Source organism: Bacillota bacterium, assembly GCA_033549065.1.
GTDB lineage: Bacteria > Bacillota > Dethiobacteria > DTU022 > DTU022 > JAWSUE01.
Window position 1 is genome coordinate 78318 of sequence record JAWSUE010000010.1, and the last position, 23205, is coordinate 101522.

24 protein-coding genes are annotated in these 23205 nt (G+C 45.3%); 20 read left to right on the top strand and 4 right to left on the bottom strand.

Features of this window, described 5'->3' with window-relative positions; translation table 11 throughout:
* Positions 1-2 precede the first annotated feature (2 nt).
* The gene (gene rnhA / locus SCJ97_08315; GenBank protein ID MDW7740041.1) at positions 3-1607 is read left to right on the top strand and encodes a ribonuclease HI; all 1605 of its coding nucleotides are present in this window, start codon (positions 3-5) and stop codon (positions 1605-1607) included.
* 5 nt (positions 1608-1612) lie between these two features.
* On the opposite strand, the gene SCJ97_08320 is transcribed toward rnhA, so the two are convergent.
* From SCJ97_08320 to SCJ97_08335, 4 genes are all read right to left on the bottom strand, one after another.
* The gene (locus tag SCJ97_08320) at positions 1613-2440 is read right to left on the bottom strand and encodes an energy-coupling factor transporter transmembrane protein EcfT (protein ID MDW7740042.1); all 828 of its coding nucleotides are present in this window, start codon (positions 2438-2440) and stop codon (positions 1613-1615) included.
* Positions 2440-3306, bottom strand: coding sequence for an energy-coupling factor transporter ATPase (locus SCJ97_08325; protein ID MDW7740043.1), 867 nt, complete (start codon positions 3304-3306; stop codon positions 2440-2442). Before SCJ97_08325 ends, SCJ97_08320 begins: the two co-directional genes overlap by 1 nt.
* The gene (locus tag SCJ97_08330) at positions 3288-4130 is read right to left on the bottom strand and encodes an energy-coupling factor transporter ATPase (protein MDW7740044.1); all 843 of its coding nucleotides are present in this window, start codon (positions 4128-4130) and stop codon (positions 3288-3290) included. Before SCJ97_08330 ends, SCJ97_08325 begins: the two co-directional genes overlap by 19 nt.
* A gap of 67 nt (positions 4131-4197) precedes the next feature.
* Positions 4198-4731, bottom strand: a complete 534-nt coding sequence (locus SCJ97_08335; protein MDW7740045.1) for an ECF transporter S component — start codon at positions 4729-4731, stop codon at positions 4198-4200.
* Between the two features lie 192 nt (positions 4732-4923).
* On the opposite strand from SCJ97_08335, the gene SCJ97_08340 reads away from it, so the two are divergent.
* The 19 genes from SCJ97_08340 to SCJ97_08430 all read left to right on the top strand — a co-directional run bounded on the left by SCJ97_08340 (position 4924) and on the right by SCJ97_08430 (position 23161).
* Complete coding sequence (locus tag SCJ97_08340) at positions 4924-5334, top strand: hypothetical protein (protein MDW7740046.1); 411 nt, start codon at positions 4924-4926, stop codon at positions 5332-5334.
* A 183-nt stretch (positions 5335-5517) separates the two neighbouring features.
* Positions 5518-5775 (top strand): hypothetical protein, encoded by a 258-nt coding sequence (locus SCJ97_08345; protein MDW7740047.1) that lies wholly within the window; start codon positions 5518-5520, stop codon positions 5773-5775.
* Entirely contained in the window at positions 5772-7250 is a 1479-nt protein-coding gene (locus SCJ97_08350; protein MDW7740048.1) for a sodium:solute symporter family protein, read from the top strand. The genes SCJ97_08345 and SCJ97_08350 overlap by 4 nt, the downstream gene beginning before the upstream one ends.
* 50 nt (positions 7251-7300) lie before the next feature.
* Positions 7301-9805, top strand: a complete 2505-nt coding sequence (locus tag SCJ97_08355) for a DNA internalization-related competence protein ComEC/Rec2 (protein ID MDW7740049.1) — start codon at positions 7301-7303, stop codon at positions 9803-9805.
* Between the two features lie 77 nt (positions 9806-9882).
* Positions 9883-10419: an RNA polymerase sigma factor gene (locus SCJ97_08360; GenBank protein MDW7740050.1), complete on the top strand. Its 537-nt coding sequence runs from the start codon at positions 9883-9885 to the stop codon at positions 10417-10419.
* 40 nt (positions 10420-10459) lie between these two features.
* Positions 10460-11230 (top strand): hypothetical protein, encoded by a 771-nt coding sequence (locus SCJ97_08365; GenBank protein MDW7740051.1) that lies wholly within the window; start codon positions 10460-10462, stop codon positions 11228-11230.
* A 139-nt stretch (positions 11231-11369) separates the two neighbouring features.
* Entirely contained in the window at positions 11370-11945 is a 576-nt protein-coding gene (locus SCJ97_08370) for a rubrerythrin family protein (GenBank protein MDW7740052.1), read from the top strand.
* Between the two features lie 269 nt (positions 11946-12214).
* The gene (locus SCJ97_08375) at positions 12215-12979 is read left to right on the top strand and encodes a FadR/GntR family transcriptional regulator (GenBank protein ID MDW7740053.1); all 765 of its coding nucleotides are present in this window, start codon (positions 12215-12217) and stop codon (positions 12977-12979) included.
* An 89-nt stretch (positions 12980-13068) separates the two neighbouring features.
* On the top strand, positions 13069-13992 hold the full coding sequence (locus SCJ97_08380) for a CoA ester lyase (GenBank protein MDW7740054.1): 924 nt from the start codon (positions 13069-13071) through the stop codon (positions 13990-13992).
* A gap of 99 nt (positions 13993-14091) precedes the next feature.
* A complete protein-coding gene (locus SCJ97_08385; protein MDW7740055.1) occupies positions 14092-15144 on the top strand; it encodes a TRAP transporter substrate-binding protein in 1053 nt (350 codons plus the stop codon).
* Positions 15145-15325: 181 nt separating this feature from the next.
* Complete coding sequence (locus SCJ97_08390; GenBank protein MDW7740056.1) at positions 15326-15919, top strand: TRAP transporter small permease; 594 nt, start codon at positions 15326-15328, stop codon at positions 15917-15919.
* Complete coding sequence (locus tag SCJ97_08395; GenBank protein ID MDW7740057.1) at positions 15916-17217, top strand: TRAP transporter large permease; 1302 nt, start codon at positions 15916-15918, stop codon at positions 17215-17217. Before SCJ97_08390 ends, SCJ97_08395 begins: the two co-directional genes overlap by 4 nt.
* An 84-nt stretch (positions 17218-17301) precedes the next feature.
* Entirely contained in the window at positions 17302-18162 is an 861-nt protein-coding gene (locus tag SCJ97_08400) for a xanthine dehydrogenase family protein subunit M (protein ID MDW7740058.1), read from the top strand.
* A 29-nt stretch (positions 18163-18191) separates the two neighbouring features.
* Complete coding sequence (locus SCJ97_08405; protein ID MDW7740059.1) at positions 18192-18671, top strand: (2Fe-2S)-binding protein; 480 nt, start codon at positions 18192-18194, stop codon at positions 18669-18671.
* A 1-nt stretch (position 18672) separates the two neighbouring features.
* Entirely contained in the window at positions 18673-19944 is a 1272-nt protein-coding gene (locus SCJ97_08410; protein MDW7740060.1) for a molybdopterin cofactor-binding domain-containing protein, read from the top strand.
* A complete protein-coding gene (locus SCJ97_08415; GenBank protein MDW7740061.1) occupies positions 19941-20948 on the top strand; it encodes a molybdopterin cofactor-binding domain-containing protein in 1008 nt (335 codons plus the stop codon). The genes SCJ97_08410 and SCJ97_08415 overlap by 4 nt, the downstream gene beginning before the upstream one ends.
* 32 nt (positions 20949-20980) lie before the next feature.
* A complete protein-coding gene (locus SCJ97_08420) occupies positions 20981-21352 on the top strand; it encodes a cupin domain-containing protein (protein ID MDW7740062.1) in 372 nt (123 codons plus the stop codon).
* Positions 21353-21445: 93 nt separating this feature from the next.
* Positions 21446-22459, top strand: coding sequence for an alcohol dehydrogenase catalytic domain-containing protein (locus SCJ97_08425; GenBank protein ID MDW7740063.1), 1014 nt, complete (start codon positions 21446-21448; stop codon positions 22457-22459).
* An 87-nt stretch (positions 22460-22546) separates the two neighbouring features.
* Complete coding sequence (locus SCJ97_08430) at positions 22547-23161, top strand: lactate utilization protein (protein MDW7740064.1); 615 nt, start codon at positions 22547-22549, stop codon at positions 23159-23161.
* Positions 23162-23205: the final 44 nt, after the last annotated feature.

Below are 23205 nucleotides of genomic sequence, written 5' to 3' on the forward strand. Positions count from 1 at the left end.
CTTTGGTCAATAATTCATATTTAATATATACTGACGGGGCCTGTTCGGGCAATCCCGGTCCAGGTGGCTGGGCAGCTGTTATACAGATGGATGGTGAGACCCGGGAGATCAGCGGCCATGAAAAAGAGACCACCAACCAGCGTATGGAGCTCCGAGCAGCGATTGAAGCGCTAAAAACAACTCCTGAGGGGAGCCGGATTACGCTGCACAGCGACAGCGCTTACCTGGTTAACTGTTTTAAACAGAACTGGATGGAACGATGGTATAAAAACGGATGGCGAAATGCCAGGGGCGAAGCAGTGGAAAACCGTGATCTTTGGGAAGAGCTGTTTCAATTGGCTGAAAGCAGAAAAGTTGAATGGATCAAAGTTAAAGGGCATGGTGCAGATATTCTCAATAAACAGGTTGACCAGTTAGCCCGTAAAGCCTTATTCAATGATCCACAACCTTCCTGTATTGAAATATGTGAACGAAAGAAAGATGAGTTAAGCAGATCGGAAATAACTGCAAAACGAGGTGGGAAATCGATGCGCAGATTGGGTTTATTAACCGGCGGAGGAGACTGTCCAGGTCTTAATGCCGTTATCAGGGCTGTAGTGAAAGGGGCAACATACAACCATGACCTTGAAGTCGTTGGCTTTAATAACGGATTTAGAGGTCTTGTTGAAAATGATGCCGGTTTAATTGATGACCTTGCGGTTTCGGGTATTTTAAACCGGGGGGGAACTATACTGGGAACTTCGAACCGGGATAACCCTTTTGATTATCGTCCCGGTGGGAGTGATTACCGTGAAACGGGCAAAGACCGTTCTGCAGATGCCATAAGTAATCTGAAAGAATGGGCTGTAGAATGCCTGGTGGTCATCGGAGGAGATGGCAGTCTCTTTCTGGCACATCGCTTCAGCGAGCTGGGAGTTCCGATTATCGGTATTCCGAAAACTATCGATAATGACCTCCCCGCTACCGATGTAACTTTCGGTTTTGATTCAGCTGTAACAACTGCCACCGAGGCAATTGATAAAATACATACCACTGCAGAATCGCATCACAGGGTAATGGTTGTAGAAGTAATGGGCAGGCATGCAGGATGGATAGCTCTCCAGGCAGGAATGGCCGGTGGAGGCGATATTATCCTGATTCCCGAACTGCCCTTTGAATACAGCCACGTGATCAATAAGATTATGGAACGAAGAACCCGGGGCAAGAAATTCAGCATCATCGTTGTTGCTGAAGGGGCATACCCGGTTGGAGAAGAGCCGGTATACCAGTCAAGCGGAGATAAAAAACGACTTGGTGGAATCGGGATGATTGTATCGAATGAAATAGAAAAAAGAACGGGGCTGGAAAGCCGGGCAACAGTTCTGGGTCATTTGCAGAGGGGGGGAAGCCCTACTTCATATGACCGGGTACTGGCAACCCGTTTTGGGGTAAAAGCTGTCGAGTTGTTTCAGGTGGGCAAGTTAAATGAAATGGTCTGTCTGAAAGGGAATCATATCGAATCGGTACCTCTCGATGTTGCGGTAGCCGGTACAAAGCTGGTTGATCCGAAAAGTGAACAGGTTCGAGCAGCGGTAGCTGTAGGCACTTCCTTTGGCTGCCCCATTTGATATGGCTATAACATCCTTTTAGTGTTGACAATAAGGAGAACCGTTAAAGCAATAAATATAACAGTGATCAGAGAAGCTATCAAATCAACCCTGCCCATTTGCAGGGTTTTCATCTTTGTCCGGCCCTTTCCTCCGGTGTAATTCCTTGCTTCCATGGCAACTATCAAGTCTTCAGCTCTCTTAAAAGCATTGATGAAGAGAGGAAGGAATACCGGAAAAAGCTTCCTTGTTTTTTGTATAAAATTTCCCCTGTCAAAAGCAACCCCGCGGGCCATTTGGGCTTTGATAATTTTTTCAAGTTCTTCGGCCAGGATCAATACGAATCCGAGCGCAATTACCAGTGTCATCACCAGTTCCTGCGAGGGGATACCGATGGATCGCAGCGGTTTTGTGAGATTTTCCAGACCGTCGGTCAGGCTGACTACAGATGTTGACAGGGTCAAAAGAGTTGTAACAATAAATAGAAATATTACCCTTAGTGTGATCAAATTTGCCATATGCAACCCGGCTGCTGTTGCTTCAAAAATCCACCAGTTGAAAAGTACTGCAGTTGATTCCGTCTTGTATAGAAAGAATTGGAAAATCCACATAATAACCAGTACTGGCAGCATCGGCTTCAAACCACGCAGAGCATAACCCGTAGGAATATTTGACAGGATAATTATTGCGGCTGTAAACAGGAAAAAAATGATATATGCATAATACGATTGGATAAACAGCAGAATAACGATCAGTGCAGCGGTTATAATTATTTTAGTCCTTGGATCAAGGCGATGTATAGGGGAATCACCTGGAAGGTATACTCCCAGGGTAATGTTCTTTGTCAGTTCCATCAGTCATCCGCCCCCTGTTCCCTGATGGCAGTCGATATATATGCTATGGCGTCGTGAATATTCAAGACACCTTTTGGCAGTCGATAACCAGCCAATTGGAGCCTGTCCATTATTCTGGTAATTTCAGGAAGTTCAAGGCCTATTTTATTCAATTCGTCAGTCCGGCTGAAGATCTGTCTGGCCGGGCCATCCATGATAATCCGGCCTTCATTCATGACTATAATTCTTTCTGCGAGGTCGGCAATTTCATCCATACTGTTGCTGATGAAGATGATGGTGATATGCTCTGTCTTATGTAGACTGCTGATTACTCCCAGGATATCTTCACGACCGCCTGGATCAAGGCCGGCTGTTATATCGTCGAGAACCAGAATTTGAGGTTTGCAGGCCAGTACTCCGGCGATGGCAGTTCGCCGTTTTTGTCCACCGCTCAGAGCAAAAATATCCCTTTTGCAGAATGTCCCGTAATCAAGACCTACCTGGTTCATCGACTCTAAAACCCGTTCTTTAATTTCATTTTCTGTCAGGCGCTGAATGGTTGGACCGAATGCAATATCTTCAGCAACAGTCGGGGCGAAAAGCTGGTAATCGGGGTTTTGGAATACATACCCCACTTTATGTCTGAGTCTGATCAGGTCGGCTTTGGGATTTGAGGTATCCAGCCCGTCAATAAAAACCTTGCCCCGGTGGGGAATATATAAAGCATTCAGATGTTGAGCCAGGGTAGATTTCCCCGAACGTGTCGGGCCGATTAAGCCGACAAACTCGCCGTCGGTTATATTAAGATCAATATCATGAAGGACCTTGTGCTCAAAAGGAGTCCCTTCTTTGTAACTATGGCTGAGGTTTATGATCTCAATCGGCATATGGTTTCTATTAACTCCTCGGTATTAATAATAAAAGGTGAAATTTTATGGCCTTTCTTTTGCAGCTCTACAGCTATATGGGTTGCCAGAGGTATGTCGAGTCCAAGATTCTCAATTTCTGCGGGGTTGCGAAAAATTTTCCGTGGAGGTCCGTCCATCCGGAGCTCTCCCTGGTCCATCACTATCATCCGGTCGCAGTTGACCACTTCGTTCATGAAGTGAGTCAGTAGGATTATAGTAATACCTTCTTCCCTGTTTAACCTGAGGGCACTTTCCAGTACTTCCCTTCTTCCTCTCGGATCGAGGTGAGCTGTTGGTTCATCCATGATTATGCATTCAGGTTTCATGGCCAGAACGCCGGCAATCGCCACCTGTTGCTTCTGTCCGGCTGAAAGATTATGAGGAGATTCCAGGCGTAGTCTTTCAATTTTCATGGTTTGAAGCGCCCAGTCAACACGCTCTCTTATCTCACAGGGTGGCAGCCCCAGGTTTTCCGGTCCGAAAGCAATGTCTTCTTCAACGATGCTGCATACCAGCTGGTTGTCAGGATTTTGAAATACCATGCCAATTGAACGGCGGATAGCCCGGATATTTTCCGTAATATCGGTAGGCAGGCCTTTAACAAAAACACGACCTCTTTTTGGTAAAAGCAGGCCATTAAAATGTCTGGCCAATGTCGATTTACCCGAACCGTTCCTGCCGGTTATAGCCAGAATTTCACCGCGGTTGACTGTCATATTGATGCTGTTCAACGCTTGAATTTCCTGTTGGGAGCCGTAGCGATAAAAGTATGAAAGATCAACGGTTTCGATCAGCTTTTCCAAGTATGAACAACTCCAATAATCAAGATTCAGGGATCAAGCGGATATGGGAAGTGTGCTCAGTAACAGTTTAAAGAGAACGCTCTTCGCCGGATCTGATGCGCTGAATTCCCTTAACCAATATAACAGTTAAGATTGCGGCGACTATAAGTTCGGGGATCCCATGTAGAATCCCAATAGATACGGAGAGCTCTGCCGGTAAATATCCCCGCAGGGTTGCCATACCCAACACCAGAACAGTATTGGTTACCGATCCAAAAGCCCCGGCCAATATACAGGCCAATACTGTGTTAATCCCTTTGGTTGAGATATAAACCAGGTATGAAACGACACCGATAAAAAGGCGGGGCAGGATCGAAACAAGGGGATCGGCGAAAAAAGGGGCACCTGGCTGCAGGAAACTGAATAAACCGAAGATTGCGCCGGTGATCAGGCCAACCACCGGGCCTTCCAGAACACCGCCCAAAATTGCCGGTATGTGCATAATTGTTGCATGGCCCGCCGGGGTGGGCACCGGAATAAACCCCAGTCTGGTCACGCCCAGCAGAATAGCGATTGCTCCGAGGATGCCTGATATAACAATTTTTCTGACTGATAAATTCATAAACTGCTCCTCCTGTTGCTCTGTTTGATCAAACCTAAGTTCTACATTATTGGGCTTTTATCCTTCACCTATCTCTGTTCAATGGTAATAAGCGGCCAAAGAAATTAATCTCCCGCAGGGGAAGGATTCTTTTTAATGATAGAGAATACTGAAGCATTGCAGTCGAACTGAATACATAAAGGAGTTGACGTAATGATTAAACGCAATTTCTTGTTATTATTAACCCTATTCTTCCTGCTTATGATCTGTACCTCCTGCGGTGGTGATTCAACTGTTACAAGTACTGCAGTGAGCGGATCGGTTCTTGAATTAGGCTATGAAATTGATGAAAACCTGGAGGTTGTCGCTGCCCAGACTAACTTCAAGGCTGGGGAAGATTTTTACTTTTCCTTTTTCAACAATGAACCATTTGGTGGTAATTCGGTTACAGTCCAGCTTATAGAAAGCTCATCGGATGAAATTTTGGCCGATGGTGTATACGAGGTTGATCCTGAATGGGATACCATTGCCGATATGATCTGGTTTAGCGATCCGGGAAAATATAAAGTGGTGATTAAAGTAGGTGAACAAACCAGGGCGACCCAGGAGGTAATAATTGAATAACCAATAGTTATACCAGTTGTTATTTCTATATAAGTAACCTTAGGGCCTGCTGCTGCAGGTCTTTTATTTACACGGCAACGATGTTTTTTGGATCTCAGGCAGGATTTATATCTGAATCGTCGAATATGCAGAAAGATGTTTAGCCGGTTTATGCCGGTAATCTTACCTGGAGGCTGACATAAAATGAAATTCAGTATACGATTGGCGCTGGTAGCTCTGATCGTTCTGGTAATGTTTATCCTGCATAACAGTTTCTGGTTGTGGGATCTTGATGCCAAGGTGCCCCTGCTCTTCGGATTTATGCCCTTTGCATTTTCCTATTATGTCGGGTATACAGTATTAGCTATTATTGCCATGAGGATTATTATTGCCCTGGCCTGGCCTGATCCTTCACCGGAACTGATTGAGCTGCAGAATAATGGGGAGCCGAAAGAACAATGACAACAACAACAGGTATAATTATACTGATCATTTACGTTTCCATATTACTTATGATAGGCGCATACGGGGCAAAAATTACTAAAAAAACGAAGGAAGATTATTTTTTAGCCGGGAGAGGATTAGGTAGTATAGCCGTGTTTATGGCACTTTTTGCCAGTAATATCACCGCATTTACAATCATCGGCTATTCCGGTTTTGCTTACCAGGTTGGTTATGGCGCATACGGATATGTAATCGGCTGGAGTATATTTATTACACCTTTTACATTTTACCTAGTCGGTTATCGGTCCTGGTTGTTGGGTAAACATTACGGTTATGGAACACAGCCACAGGTATTCGGAGCAATCTTCAAGAGTCGTTTTGTAGCCTTGTTGTTCTTGATCCTTCTCTTATATTATACATTACCCTACCTGGTGGTAAGTATTATTGGCGGCAGCCTGGCATTTACGACGATCTCAGAAGGTATTGTTCCTTACTGGCTTTCTGCATTTGTTATTATCGGGATTTCATTGATCTATACTCTTCCGGCGGGATTGAGAGGTACTGTCTGGACCGATATTTTCCAGGGCACTGTATTCCTTGTTGTTGCCGTCTTGCTTCTTTTTGCCGTAGCCCAGGCCCTGGGTGGTTTTTCTTCTATTACAGAGCGAATTGCCCAGAATAACCCGGCAATGCTGCAGAGGAGTCTTTCACCACAAATTGCACCGATAAACTGGTTCAGCTTTGCCTTTATAAATTCCATAGCAGTGATTGTTTTTCCCCAGATGTATACCAGGATTCTCGCTGCAAAGAGCAGCAAAAACCTGAAAAGGGTCAGCCTCTTTTATCCCCTGGCTATGGCGACCATTTTTGGCGTTTCGACCCTACTGGGCGTCTGGGGTTCGGTTGCTGTCCCGGGCTTGGTGGGTAAAGATACAGATAATATTGTTCCAATGCTGATCCAGCAATTTCTGACCCCGACCTGGACGGTCCTCGGGTTGGTTGTAATTCTTGCAGTAGTTAAATCATCAATCGATTCTCAGCTGTTGACTGTATCACACCTGGTAACCGATGACCTTCTTCCCCGGTTCCGGAAGATCAGTTCCGGTCAGGCAGTATTATGGGGCAGGGGGTTGCTGGTTATTTTTGCAGCTATAGCCTATTATATTGCCCTTGTCCGCCCGGCAGCTATCTTAAACATTGCTGCTTTTGCCTTTTCCGGTTTTTCTGTTATGCTTCCGGTAATGATCGGGGCGCTTTACTGGCCCCGGGCCAATAAATACGGGGCTGTCAGCGCATTAATAATTCCGGCGATAATGCTGCACCTTTGGTATCTTAAAGTACTGCCGGAGTGGACCTCTCTGGGATTTATGCCGGTATTTCCCGCTTTTATTCTGGCCATTCTGATACTGATCGTGGTATCATTGCTGACCCCCGCTCCTCCTGTTGAACAGCGGGAAAAAACATTTGGTATATTCGATCAGGTTTTCAGGTAATTAATAACTACCTGAAATAGAATCTATGAAGAAAGATACACAACCTAGTTATGATAGCTAATACAGCCAAACATATCCTCCATCTGCAGCGGAATAACTTTCTCAACCGCTTTCTGCTGGTTATAACAGTTTTTTATACGGCCGGAATCATAACCGGCCGTCTCTTTTTAATTCAGTCTCCGGGATACTTGATCTTTTCATTATCTATTATGGTTATTCTTTTTATTGCTGCAATCAATCAATGGATAACAATATTTTATGCTCTGTTATTGATTTTGGCGGCATTCTCCGGCATTATATCATTTTACTATCCCTCGCTCCAGATCAAAGAAGGCCTTATGGAATATGCAAACAGACCGCTTTATCTTGAGGGCACGGTCATTGGAGAGCCGGTTGTTTATAGCGATCATTCTGTATATATAGTTCAGTCAGAAAAAATCGAAATTGACAGAGAACAAATTTCTGTTACTGATAAATTAGAAGTCAGAATTTATGGAGATGGAAGTGATCGATACTGGTTTGGAGAAAAACTGCGTATAAGGGGAACAATAGTTGAACCCAGGGGAAGGCGTAATCCTGATGGTTTCGATTACCGGCTCTACCTGCAGAGTCAGGGTATATCAGCTCTCATGTATCCCAATCCAGCCCAGGTTTCCTCTCTGGGAACCGGCAGGGTAGGTTGGCTGACTCATTCTGCAATCAATTTACGGCAGGCGATGACAGGCTCAATTATGCAAAACCTCCCGCCGCCTGCTTCAGAACTATTAACGGCGATGCTTTTCGGGCAGCGATATCGCCTTTCGGAAGAGGTTGAAGAAAATTTTCGCCGGTCTGGTGCCGGCCACCTGATGGCTGTATCGGGATTACATGTCGGATTGGTTGCGCTCATAATCCTCGGGTTTTTTCAGATGCTCAAAATAAAAGGGCGGTTTCCGCTATTACTTGCAATAATTCTGGTTTTCGCTTATGCCTATCTAACCGGTATGCGCCCTCCGGCATTGCGGGCTGCCATTATGGTCTCTGCAGCGTTGGCGGCGCTGCTTCTGGATCGCGAAAAAGATTTACCTTCTGCAATTGCCCTGGCTGCGCTGGTTACACTTTCCATGAACCCCTCCCTGCTTTTTACGGTTGGTTTTCAGTTATCCTATGCAGCTACACTAACAATAATATATGCTTACAGGCCAGTTGAACATCTTTTAAGGTCAACCAGGGCGCCCCGTATCCTGCATGCGCCGTTAACTGTTACCATCTCTGCACAAATCGGTGTGTTACCTTTATCATTATATTATTTTCACCATCTTCCCGTTGGAGCGTTGGGTTTTAACCTGCTGCTGATGCCCCTTATAGCCTTCATTATTGGATTCGGCCTTACCGGTGCATTGCTGAGTTTCATTTGGCCTTTGGCCGGTTCAATTTTGTTGTGGGCTGCCCGGCCTCTTTTGGAATTGATGATTTTTCTGACAGGCATCAGTAAGCTGCCCGGCTTTTATTTAACTGTTTATCCACCTGGTTTATTGACCCTGATCGCTATATATCTACTCATGGCAGGGATAATATACTCGTATCATTACCGGAATATCCTCTTTGAATCTGTAAAGAAACCTGGCTTTTTATTCTGTATTGAGGCTGTTCACGCTGTAAAAAACAATTTAATAAAACCGCATATCGGCAAAATAGTGGTGATAATTTTATTAATTGCTGTAGTACTGGTATGGGGCGGTATTATTTTTCCCGGCAATGATGATTTAAGAGTAACCTTTATTGATGTCGGCCAGGGTGCTGCGGTCTTGATCGAAACGCCCTGCAGCGCGGTTATCATGGTTGACGCTGGCGGTGAGCCGGCTTACAGTGGAAACCCTGCTGCAGTTGGAGAAAAAGTAGTTCTGCCCTATTTGAGAAGCCAGGGGATCCGTTATTTAGATCTTGCGATAATTACCCACCCGCACGAAGATCATTTCGGAGGGTTTATCCCACTGATTGGCACTATTCCGGTTGAGCAGTTATTAATTTCTCCGGCAGCAGGCAACTCCGAACTATATGATTTGCTTTTAACAAATGCAATTAATGCAGGCACAAAGGTTATTGAGGCAGTGGAAGGGATGGTTTGGACATGTGGGGACGATCTGCAGATCGAGATTATCAGTCCCCCAGGTAGGTTATTAACCGGCATCGGGAGTGATCTGAATAATAATTCAGTTGTTGCCCTGCTTCGCTATAAAGAATTTGTGATCTTGCTGACCGGAGATATTGAAGATGCAGCGGCAGTCAGATTACTCGGGAAAAATATCAACCTCAGCGCCCATGTTCTGCAGGTTCCACACCATGGGGGCTATATGGATTCCTTTCCGGAATTTATCGAGGCAGTATCACCAACCGTTGCCGTGATTCAAACCGGCCCGAATCCATTTGGGCATCCTCATCCTTACATTATTGATACGCTCGAAGAAATTGAGGTGATAACGTGCCGGACAGATTTACATGGAGCGGTAATCGTTAAGAGTGACGGTTACCTGGTAGAAGTTGAAACTGTCGAACAACCTGTTCTTTTTAAATAGAATGTTAAATATTGAAGGGATAGAAGAGCCTTCGGCGAAATTATTAATAAGCTATCTGTTAACCGATGGAGGTTTAAATGGAGCCGGAAAGAGTATTGGATCTGGTCAGACTGAATGACAATGACTCCCGAAGGGAGCTCTTTGAAGCATATTACAAGCGTACATATGCTCTAGTCTATAATATCCTCCGCCGACGGGAAAGTGCTGAAGATATAACCCAGGATGCCTTTATCAAGGCCTTTCAAAATATCCATCAGCTTCAGGATGGTAAAAAATTTGGGGCATGGCTGGCTGTAATAGCTTCGAATTTAGCCCGAAATTACCTAAAGAGGGAAAAAAGAATATTTTATACCGATGAATTACCTTACGATCAGGCTGGTGATTCTAATCGGGATACTGAAGAAGAGGCTATACGCAACATGGAAGTGGATCGGGTTAGAAAAGCAATCCGCACTCTTCCTGCCGATCAATACCAGGTAATTGTCCTCCAGTATTATCACAACCTGAAAGTCGATGAAATAGCCTCAATGTTGAAAATAAGGGTAGGTACGGTTAAATCAAGATTATTCAGGGCTCGGGAAAAACTGGCAGCTGCCCTGACGGAACTTGATTAGTCCATAACTTGTCATTTAAATGAAGGAGGTGACCGGGCCAATGGCAGATAACAATGAACGCTTATTACATGATGAATTGATTCGAAAAGCGCTGCATATGGAATGTGATTGTGTTGACACTCCACCCGCTGATGTAATGTGGCAGCGGATTGAAAAATGCCTGGATAAACCCCGGCCAGCTCCGAAACAATTAGGTTTTAACTGGAGTAGATTGGCTGCGGTAGCAGCTGTTTTTCTGGTTGTTGTATTGGGTGGATTGGGTCTTTTCAGGTCACTTCAGACCGGAATTCCTGCTGCTGATAGCCTGATCCCTCCCGGTGAAATGGAAGAATCAGTTGCCCTTCATGAAGAGGATGATGGTGGAACGGTCGGTATATTTGCTGAAGAATCAGCCCGAAATGGTGTTCAGGATTATTCTTTTTTAGGAGAGGAAGATAATCTGCCTCCTGACCGGCCGGTGGATTTACCGTTCGGACTCATTTTGGGTGATCAGATTATCCTTCGGAATGCCGGTGAACCTTTCTTTCAGGCTGCGCTTTACAGCAGTGAACAGTATGAAATATTATGGGCTGAGGATGACACTGAGAATCTCGACCTGGTTGAATTTGTTAAACATTTAATCGGCCATACCGGAAGAATCACTGGGGGGAGCGAACTGATCACTGATGAAGTAAATGGAAAACTCTATTTTGAAAGCGGAGATTACAATGGAATTGCCTGGCAGGAAGGGAATGAGCATCAAGCGTTGCTTTCCTTAAACGGGTTCTTTGAAGTTGACAAGTTTATCTTTCTGGCCGAAGCTGTCAAGTAATAAGAACCAACAGTAGTTGATATTCTAAAAACAAATGGACAAAAGGGTTTTTAGTATGGATAGTCTAATTATATACTGAAGCCCTTTTTTGATTGGAGACGAAGGGCCGGATCATATTAAACTGATAAAAAGGAGAGTCATTATGAGCTTAAAAGGAAGCAGAACAGAAAAAAACATCTTAACGGCTTTTGCCGGAGAATCTCAGGCCCGAAATCGGTATACCTATTTTGCCAGCCAGGCCAAGAAGGATGGGTATGTTCAGATTCAAGCAATTTTTGAAGAAACGGCTAACCAGGAAAAAGAACATGCCAAGCGGCTTTTTAAACTTTTAGAAGGCGGTGAGGTTGAAATTCAGGCTGCCTTTCCGGCCGGAGTGATCGGAAGCACCGCTGAAAACCTGAAAGAGGCTGCCGGTGGTGAGAACTATGAATGGACCGATATGTATCCTGGTTTCGCTAAAATAGCACGTGAAGAGGGTTTTGACAATATTGCCGATATCTTTGAATCGATTGCTGTTGCCGAGAAACAGCATGAAAAACGCTACCTCGGGTTATTGGCCAATATTAAGAATGGCACTGTATTTAAAAAGGATGGAACAGTTAGATGGTTTTGCCGCAACTGTGGATATATTCATGAAGGCAGCGAAGCGCCAGATCTTTGTCCTTCCTGTGATCATCCCCGTGATCACTTCGAAGTGATATGCGAAAACTGGTAGATCATAAGGCGGGTGCAGGTATGTATAACCTACACCCACTTTCTATATTTAGCATATTATTAATTGCACCTTAATTTTTATTAAGAGTTGTTTTTCTTTTTATAATTAAGCATGCGCAGAGCTATTTTCCCCTGCCCTGATCAGTAAAAATATCAAAGAATAGCGCTTCAAATAGCGCGGTGGAAGTATTTCAGATAGTTTGACAGTATGTTCTATTAACAGTATAATATGCTTGTCTGACAGGAAGACAAGCGGAAAGGTAGTGAACGATGAGAGAGGATGTTTTCAGTACGATTCAACCGGTTGAAAAGAAGGCTTTATCTTTCAGAATTATTGAACAGATCAAAGGGAAGATTATGCGCGGCGAGCTAAAGGCAAACCAGCAGCTGCCCACAGAGAAAGAACTGACCGAAATTTTTCAGGTAGGCAGAAGCACGGTAAGGGAAGCCTTAACCGCCCTTGTATCAATGGGTCTGATCAGCAGGGAGAAAGAAGGTCTGTTTGTAGTTGAGAATGCCATTAATGCCTTTAAAAATCAGGTGAATCCGCTTCAGCTTTCCAAAGTTGTTACCTTCAGCGAAGTTTTTGAACTGAGAAAACTCCTGGAATCTTCACTTGTTCCGCTGGTGGTACTCCGGGCCACGGACGAAGATATCGAAGATATTGAAAACTGTCTGCAGGATCATGAAGATTTAGGTTTGAATCATATAAGTCTTGATGTGGAAACACTTGAGAAATTTTTCTCACTTGATATCTGTTTCCACACCTTATTCGCCCGGGCTTCACATAATTCTGTAGCTCACGATCTATTTAATAACATAAAGGATATGCTCTTCTATACCCATGAAATGTATTCACTGTTTTGGGATATCGAAGACGAAGAAATCAGAAATACATTGTGTAATGCAGTCAAAGAACACCGGGCTCTGCTCAATGCTCTCAAAGATCGGGATGCCCTTTTAATGGAAGATTTAATCAACCAGCACCTCGATAATGTATTCAAGACTTTGAAAAGTTCTATTGACAGTAAGTAATATTTTCACTGTGAATGGCAAAAGTTTGATCCCTTTTTATGGTAAACAGCCAGGATGCGATGAACTATAATTAAAAAGGCTGTGATCGGTTGCATAAGTTCCGCAAGCGTAGGTGTGAGCTGGCGACGCCGGCAGTAAACCTCAAAATGATCGAGAAAGCTTTGGGGCTTAGTGTTGATCAGGTATTTCTTGATCTTGAAGACAGCATTCCGGCTGAGCGTAAAGGGGAAGCCAGGGATAATGCGATATCTGCCCTTAACGAATTGGACTGGGGTGATATTACCCGGTCAATCAGGATCAATGATGCCTCTTCGATTTGGTGTTATAGGGATGTTGTGGAGATAGTCAGCAAAGCCGGAGCAAATCTGGATGTTATAATATTGCCGAAAGTTAAAGGCCCTGGCGATCTTCATTTTCTCGATCGCTTACTGACCCAGTTGGAAAAAGAATTTAGCCTTCCTGGCAGCATAGGAATCGAATGTCTGATTGAAAGTCCTGAAGCTGTGGAGTATATCCGGGAAATTGCATTTTCCACCCCCCGCCTGGAAGCGCTGATATTTGGCGCTGCTGATTTTGCCGCATCAATGGGCATCCCAATCATGAATTTAACTGAACTATATGAACATAAAGATAAACCTGCAATACATCCCTGGTCTTATATTTTAAACCGGATTGCTGTAGCAGGCAGGGCAGCCGGATTACAGCTTATCGGCGGCTCTTTTCCCGGATTCAGGGAAGAAGTTCTTGAGAATTACAGGTATGAGGCGGAGCAGGAAGAAACTTTCGGTTTTGATGGGAAATGGGCCATTCATCCCAACCAGGTTCAAATTGCCATGAATGTTTTTACCCCATCAGAGCAGGTAGTTGATAAAGCTCGAAAGCTGATTACCGCTCATAAAGAAGCGCTTTCACGGGGCAGCGGAGCGTTTGTCCATGATGGTGAGATGTCCGATGCGGCCACGGTGGAAGTTGCTGAAAGAATTCTTGCCCGCTCCGGCGGGTTGAGATTTTAGTGAAGATGAAATAACCTATGAGAGGAGTTGATAAAATACACCAGATTGATTTACGGCTTTATGAGAGGGTTATCAACATATCTTAAGGAGGTAATGCACGTGAAGAAAAGTTTATTTTTGGTTTTAGCTTTTTTTGTCGTTCTTCTGCTGATTGCAGGGTGTGGTCAACCGGCTCCGGCTCCCACTCCGGAAGAAACAGAAGAACCGGAAGAAGAAGTGGTTGAGGAGATCCAGGAAATGTCGATTTCTATCGGTTCAGCATTTCCGGAAGGCAGTGAAGTGTTTAACTCGGCAGTATTGTTTAAAGAACTGCTGGAAGAACGCAGTGAGGGTAAAATCTCCGTAAGCCTGCTGTTGGCCGGAGCTGCTGGTAATGAAGAAGCGGTAGCTGAAGCTGTATCGATCGGTGAACTGGAAGGCCAGTGCGCCGGTGTAACATTCCTGAATATGTTTGCTCCCGAGTATTTCTTCATGGAAGTTCCCTTTGCTGCAGTTGATTTCGAGCACTGGAAAAATGTCTGGGAGAGTCAGTACGGTGAGGATCTCCGGACATCAATGAGGGAAAGAGGAAATACCGAAATAGTTCAGTATATCTTCCGCGGACAGCGTTTCCTTTTTGCCAAGAAACCTGTTACTGCACCGGAGGATATGGCTGGCGTTAAGATCCGTATGCCATCTATCCGCGGCTGGATCTATGTTTGGGAACAGGGTATCGGGGCAGCCCCGATAGGTGTACCGATGACCGAGATTTACACCGCTCTTGCGACCGGTGTCGTTGACTCGGCCGACGGCGACCTTTCTGCAGCTCTCGGTTACCGATATGATGAAGTTCTCGATTACTGCATGCTGAGTCGCCATCAGGTAATGATGGGCTACTGGGCCTTTAATGTTGACTGGTTGAACAGTTTAAATGGCCCGACTCATGATATGATCGTTCAGGCTGCAATCGATGCCGGCGCAGAGATTACTGCCGACTCCTTAAGCCGTGAACCTGATTATCTTGCAGAGCTGGAAGAACGCGGTGTAACCCTGGTCGAATGGACTCCGGAACAGCGCCAGGTATTCCAGGATGCAGCTGAAGAAGCCCTCATTCAGCTTTATGAAGAAGACTATATCCTGACTCGTGAAGAGGTTCTTCAGTTTGCAAATTAATCGAAACTGTTATTCACTGTAGGTCGATGATTGTTTAGTGGATTCTGAAGGATGATAATGCGGGCCGGTGCCCCCAGGGATGGCCCGCATTATTAATCAATTTAAAGAGAGATTTCAGATAAAAGTTTTGATTTACTGAAGTTGAACATTATAATTCCCTGCAAAGGAGGGACATGTTACTTTGAGCGAAGAGTCGAAAACTATTATTCTCACCGAAGCAGAAATCAAGAAGGAACTCGGTATGGTTCGGGAGCTTAAAAATACGCTGTTTGACCGGTTTTTCCTTAATTTTATGTCGATAATCTTCCTGATTATGATTGCCCTGGTAATGTCACAGGTGGTAGTCCGTTACCTGACTGCCCCCCTGGGTATTACCATGCACTGGTCGGAGGAAGTAGCCCGCTATATCATGATTGTTGTTGCTTTTATGGGCTCGGCGGTTGCCTGGAGGAAACGAGAAAATATTTCAATCAGCATGCTGATCGATATGCTGCCTCCCAGGATCAAGGTTCCCCTGGATCTTTTTAAAGATATAACTATTTTGGCTTTCTCCCTGTTTTGTGCTTACGGAGCTTACAGCATGTCTGTTAAGATGCAGTATTCTCCGCTTGGAGCTTTAAAAATAGGAAAGCTTGGGGATATTTATTTAGTCCTCTGCTTCGTCTTTTTATTGGTTGCTGTATACCTCGTTCGCTGGATCATCAGGGGTATTATTGAAACCAAAGAACTTTTCTTTTCGAAACAGGGAACCGAGAAAGAAGGTGTTAATACTTGAGCGAGTGGACATTACTGGCGATGTTTGTAGGTATATTAATGTTTTTCCTTTTTACCGGTTATCCTGTCGCCTACGGCATTGGCCTTACTGCAGTAGTATTAATGATTTTCGGAGTTGGGCGCAGTCTCAATGCTGAAATTTTTGTATCACGGATGTTTTTTGGCTTGAATAACTTTACGCTCCTGGCCATTCCTTTCTTTTTATTTGCTGGCCGGATTATGAATGTGGGTGGAATGACCACCAGGATTTTTGATTTCTCGAAAGCACTAGTCGGCAGCATGAAGGGTGGCCTTGGCCACGTAAATGTGGTGGCCAGTATGATTTTTGCCGGAATGAGCGGCCTGGCCACAGCTGATGCAGCCGGACTTGGGGCTATCGAATATAAGGCAATGAAAGACGGCGGTTATCCGGAAGGATGCTGTGTCGGATTGGCTGCAGCTTCATCGACCATTGGGGCAATATTCCCACCAAGTGTTCCGATTGTTATGTTTGCGATTATTGCTCACCTGTCGGTAGGGCAGCTCTTAATTGGCGGGATAGTTCCCGGATTACTCATCGGAGCCGTCCTTATGGCCATGGTATTTGTCCAGTCTCACCTCGGACATCTGCCCCAGGGCATTCACTTCAGTTGGCCGGAGCTCTGGAAAACTTTCAAAAGAGGAATCCTCGCTCTGGGCACGCCGATTATCCTGGTCTCCGGGATCATGCTCGGGATTTTTACCCCAACTGAAGCGGCAGCGGTAACTGTTATCTATGCCCTGTTATTGGCAATATTTATTTACCGGGAGGTAAATATAAAAGATTTATGGGAAGTTATCAAGGGGACGGCGATAGACTCTACGGTAATTATTGCTTTGATTGGCATGGCCAGTATCTATGGTTTCCTGATCGTTCAGAGCCAGGTACCCCAGATCTTTGCGTCAAAAGTTTTAACATTAACTGAGAATCCTTATATGATCTTACTTTTAGTTAACCTTCTGTTGCTGACGGTCGGTATGTTTATGGAGACTATGGCAATTCTGGGTATCCTGACTCCCATCCTGCTTCCTTTGGTCAGGGAAGTCGGAGTTGATCCCATTCACTTCGGGATAATCATGAACTTTAATCTGCAGATCGGCCTGATGACTCCACCCTTTGGAATGCTGCTCTTTGTCTTGAACAAGGCTACGGGTGTACCACTGGGCAAGGTAATTCGCGGGGTTCTCCTCTATTACGTCCCGCTGATCATATGTTTGATCCTGATTACATATTTCCCCATATTCACTCTTTGGTTACCCAATCTTGTGTTTGGCGGATAAACAACCTGTGGGAGGTTGATCAATGAGGATAAAATTCGATTTAAAGGACCGACATATTTCTTTTCTGAAAGGAGAGAGGAGCGCTTGGCTATAAACCAAATTATTAAACCTGATGATCTTGAAAGCGCTTTATCTGCTTTGGCCGCAAACGCGGAAAAAGCCAGTGTGATTGCCGGAGGCACAGATTTACTGCCGGCGATGGCCAAAAATTTAATGTCGCCTACCGTCTTGGTAGATATCGGCAGTTTAGAGGACTTGAAGGTTCTGAAGGAAGAGGGCGACGATATCATCATCGGCGCTGCCCTTACCCATAACGAGATACTCGAATCATTTGTCGGAGAGCAGCTGCCGGCTTTCGGGGAATCAATGTCCAGTATTGCCTGTAACCAGACCCGTAATATGGGAACTATCGGAGGTAATGTGGCCATGGCTGTTCCTTCAGCCGATACCGCCCCCGCACTGCTGGTTTACGATGCCCAGGTAGTTCTGGCCAGCCAGAAAAAGGGTAAACGGCAGGTTCCGCTCGATCAGTTTTTTACCGGACCGAGAAGAACTGTGATGGAGCCGGGTGAAATAATCGTCAGCTTTATCCTGCCCGGAGCAAAAAAGAGACGTTCTGCATTTATCAAGCACGGTCGTAGAAAAGCTTTATCGCTTGCCGTTGTAAACGTTGCAGCAAGTATGCGGCTTGAAAACAATCTATGCAGGGAAGTCCGGATTGCCATGGGTGCAGTTGCTCCCACGCCGGTGAGAGCCTACGAAGCCGAGAAAATGCTAGAAGGTAAAGAACCTTCGGAAAGCAATATAAGGCAGGCAGCAGAACTTGCCGCCTTGCAGGAATGCAGTCCCATTGATGATTTCAGAGCCAGTTGTGCTTACCGCCAGGAGCTTGTCAAGGTTTACGTCCGGCGGGTCCTGGAATCGATAACCGGTTCAGGCAATTAGCCTGATCCCTGGAAAGGATGATGAACACCATGATTTATGAAGTCAATCTGAAAGTAAATGGACAGGACTACAAGGTTGAAGTTCCTGCAGATGAAAAACTGGTTGATACTTTGCGAGACAGGCTGGAACTGACCGGTACCAAAAAAGGCTGCGGGGTTGGTGAGTGCGGGACCTGTACTATTTTGCTGGATGGTAAACCGGTGAGCTCCTGTCTTTATTTAACGGTAAGAGCTGAAGGCAAAGAGATTATGACTATTGAAGGCTTAGGAGATCCGGACAATCTACATCCGCTGCAGGAAAATTTTAAAGATCTTCAGGCCCTGCAGTGTGGATTTTGCGGTCCCGGGATATTCATGTCTGCCAAGGCTTTACTTGACAAGAATTCAGATCCCAGTGATTTAGAAATTAAAGAGGCGTTGGCCGGCAACCTTTGCCGCTGTACAGGTCATGTAAAGATTATTGATGCCATAAAAGCCACCGCGGCTGAAATGCAAGGGAGGGTTAAATAAGATGGATCCCAAAGCATTCAAAACTATCAATAAATCTATCCCCCGGCTTGATGTCCTTGATCAGTTGACCGGCAGGATGGTTTATGGTGTTGACATGAAGATGCCGGGTATGCTTTACGGTAAGATTATGAGAAGCCCTCACGCTCATGCAAAAATAGTTGAAATCGACACCTCAGCAGCTGAAAAGCTTCCCGGGGTTCATTCCATTTGCAAGGCTGAAGATTTTCCTTATAACGCCTTTGGCTTTTCTCACATGGATCAGCCGCTGCTGGCAGAAGGCAAGGTCCGCTATGTCGGAGAGCCGGTCGTTGCTGTAGCTGCCGATACGGAAGAGATTGCCGATGAAGCTTTGAACCTGATCAAGGTAACCTATGAACAGCTTCCGGTTATTATAGACCCCATTGAAGCGCTTAAGCCCGATGCCTGTCCGATTCATGAAAAGGGTAACCTGGTTACCCATATCAAGTTTATCAAGGGCGATATCGATAAGGGATTTGCCGAATCCGATGAAATTATTGAAGAACATTTCAAAACACCCAGCGTGGAACACGTCCACCTGGAGCCTCATGTCGCAATAGCCCAATATTCTACTGAAGGAGAATATACGGTTTGGACATCAGCCCAGCGACCCTTTACTTCTGCTGAGGGAGTAGCCAAGATTCTGAAAGTCCCTCAAAGTAAAATTCGCATAGTAGCAACCAAGATTGGCGGCGGTTTTGGTGGTAAGAATGAGATTACCATGGAACCGGTTGCCATGGTTCTGGCCAGGAAGGCAAAAAGGCCGGTTAAAATCGAGTACTCCCGTGAAGATGAATTCCTCGGTTCTACCAACAGGCATGCCTATCACCTGACCTATAAAACAGGTTTCAAGCGGGATGGGACTTTCATGGCCCGTCACATCGATATTATCAGTGATTCCGGAGCTTATGTGGGTTGGGGTCAGTGGACACTACAGAAAGCAGGCGTTTTTGCCACCGGACCTTACAACATTCCTCATGTCAGAATTGATGGGCGACTGGTCTATACCAACAAAACTATGGGCGGAGCAATGCGCGGGTTCGGAACGCCCCAGGTTGGATTTGCCTATGAAGCGCATATGGATACTATTGCGAAAAAACTTAACATGGATCCGGCAGATCTTCGCTTTAAAAATATATTCCATGATGGCAGTATTACCAGCTCCGGCCAGGTACTTAATAACGTCAACCTCGAGAAGACTCTGCGCAAGGTCGTGGAGGAATCAGGCTGGTACGAGAGGAGAAATAGAAAATGAAAAAACGGGGAATTGGTATAGCTTGCATGCAGTATTCTAACGGGGGAACAGCCTACCCTAACCCGTCAGCTGTTTTCGTAAAAATTAATGAGGATGGAAGCGCGGTAGTTCTAACCGGAATAACCGATGTTGGGCAGGGTTCTGCCACGGTTTTCTCCCAGATGGCTGCTGAAGCGCTGGGATTACCTCTTGAGAAGGTAGGTATAGTTTATGCCGACACCAAGGGAACTCCTTTTGATTTCGGTACTGTAGCCAGCCGGGTTACCTATATAGCCGGAAAGGCTTTATTGATAGCCTGCAAGGATGCCCTGGACACCGTGCTCGAAGTAGCCTCCAAAGAACTACATGTTAACAAGGACTCACTTATCGTAGAGGATGGAGTTATTATGATGGAGGGGTATCCTGCCCTGAGTATGCCCATGCAGGAAGCAGCCCTGAAGAGTTATAAAATATATGGTAAACCACCGATCGGCAAGGGCAGTTTTAACCCCCTGACGACATTTGTAGATGCAGAAAAAGGACAGGGAAAACCATTTGATGTATTTGTCTATGCCGCCCAGGTTGCCGAAGTGGAAGTCGATACAGAAACAGGTGTTGTGGAGGTGCTGAAGATCTATGCCGCCCATGACTGTGGAGTACCGATCAACCCCAGTTTTGCTGAAGGGCAGGTATTCGGCGGTATTCACATGGGTTTTGGTTATGCAACCATGGAAGAGATTCTCTGGAGCCAGGATGGTCAGATGGTCAACCCTCAGTTGACTGATTACATGATTCCAACAGCCCTGGATATGCCTGAACTGGAATGCCACCTTATTACCGATCCTGAACCGACTGGTCCTTTTGGAGCTAAGGGTATAGGAGAACCTTCACTTTTACCCACCGCGCCGGCTATTCTCAATGCGATTTATGATGCTGTGGGAGTAAGGCTGTATGAGCTGCCTGTAACTCCGGAAAAAGTTTTCTGGGCCCTCAGGGAAAAGGAAAAAATGGAACAGTCAGTTTGACATCATCATGACCATGGTTAGGAGGATTTGATTTGAAACTAATCGATTACAAGAGCAAAGAAACATCTGTCGCACCTTTACATTATGAGTGCTTTGCTCAGGAGATAGCCGGGAAAAGCCTTGATTTTGGTAACATGGCGATTAATTATGTTGAAATGCCCAAAGAAGGCTATGCTGATCCGCACTATCATCCTCATTCAGAACATATTTACCTGGTGCTTGAAGGCGAAATGATAGTTAACAATGGAAAAGAAGTAATAACTGTTTCAGCAGGTCAGGCAGCTTACGTTGAAAAAGGGGAACCGCATAAAGTCACCAGTAATGGCAGGGATGCTATCAAATATTTTATTATTACTGTCCCCCCCGGAGAATTTATCCCGGCGGAAGGTGATTTCAACTGCTAACTTGCCGGTATAATGCAAAACTTTATTTCCGGTTTTTCGGATGAATGATTTGAACTTAGGTATATATTTATGCTGCATAAGGAGGACAATATCATGAAAGCAGCAGTTTTAAGAGCCCCCAGCCAGTTGAAGGTTGAAGAATTACTCACACCTGAACCGGGTTTCGGTGAGGTATTGGTCCGGATCAGGGCTACGGCGATTTGCGGTACTGACCTCGGTATCTATCAGGGTAAGCACAAGGTAAATTATCCCCTGGTCCTCGGTCACGAGACAACCGGTGAAGTTGAAAAGGTCGGAGAAGGAGTAACCGAATTTAAACCCGGGGATCGCGTAGCTAATAACCCTCTAACCTACTGTAATATGTGCTATCAATGTTATCTGGGCAATGTTCAGCTCTGCGAAAAAGGTGGTTTGATCGGGCGCGAATCAGATGGGTCTTTTGCCGAGTACATCTCAATACCCAAGGAAAGGCTCTTTCCAATGCCGGAATCCATCTCTTACGTTGATGGGACGAATATAAATCTGTTGGCCACCTGTCTCTGGGGCCTGGCCAAGATCTCCATTACCCCCATCGATTCTGTTGTAATCCTGGGACAGGGTGCTTCCGGTTTGTTGTGGAACCAACTGGCCAGGGTATCCGGAGCAGATCCGGTTATCGGCATATCCCGCAGTCAGTGGAAGCTTGATCTTTGCGAGAAGATGGGCGCCATCGCGGTTAATGCCAGAGATAAAGATCCGGTTCAAGCCGTTAAAGAGGCAACAGGCGGGAAGGGCGCTACAGTTGTTATTGAAGCTGCCGGAACTTCCGAAACCATCAACCAGGCAATTGATATGGCAGCTCCGGGGGGGACAATTCTTCATTTCGGGATCGGTCCTGTATCTGTTCCTGATTACAACTTCAGCCAGCTATATTTCAAAGAAGTTAAACTGGTCGGGACAAGAGCAATGCGCCCCCTGGACTTTATGGACGGGATTAAGCTGATCGACCGGGGAACAATTGACATATCATTCCTGGTTACTCATAAGTATCCGCTTTCCGAGATACAGGAAGCTTTCGATCTCGTAGATAAAGGCGGTAAAACACTTAGAACCGTAATAGAAATTTAATAGAACTTGATAATGTTTAAAGAGCCGGTGTCATGAACTTACTGCCTTGACCGGCAGCCGGCTCTTTTTAAGTTAAGGAGTGATTATATGCCGGAGAGTTATGAACCAGTACTCGAAGCTTTGCGGAAAAATAATTTTGATGCCTGTTTTGCTGTAGATAGTAATGAAGCTTGCCTTGAAGTTCTGAAAAGAATTCCGGAAAATGCCCCGGTTGGAATCGGTGGGTCGCTGACTGTAAGCCAGATTGGTCTGGCTGATCTATTGGCTGAGCACAATTTAACAATTCATAACCAGGCTGATGGAAAAAGTAAGGAAGAGATCGCAGCTATTAAAAAGAAGGCCAACAGTTGTGAGGTATATATCTCCGGGATCAATGCCCTGACTGAAGATGGAAAACTGGTTTATATGGATGGTTCGGGAAATCGTGTATCGGCAATTGCTTACGGTCCTTCCAAAGTGATCACCATATGCGGTGTAAATAAGATTGTAAAAAATATTGATGAAGGTCTGCAGCGGATCAGGGATATTGCCGGTCCGGCAAATGCCAAAAGACTAAATTATAATACACCCTGTGCAAAAACCGGAAAATGTGAAGACTGCAGTTCACCGCAGCGTATCTGCAATATATTTACAGTAATCCAGAAAAAGCCTATGATGAAGGACTTTTCGGTCATTCTGGTCGATCAGGAATTGGGACTATAGGTAACTTAATTATTAGGTTTTTATTAGGGTAGAAGCACTGAATC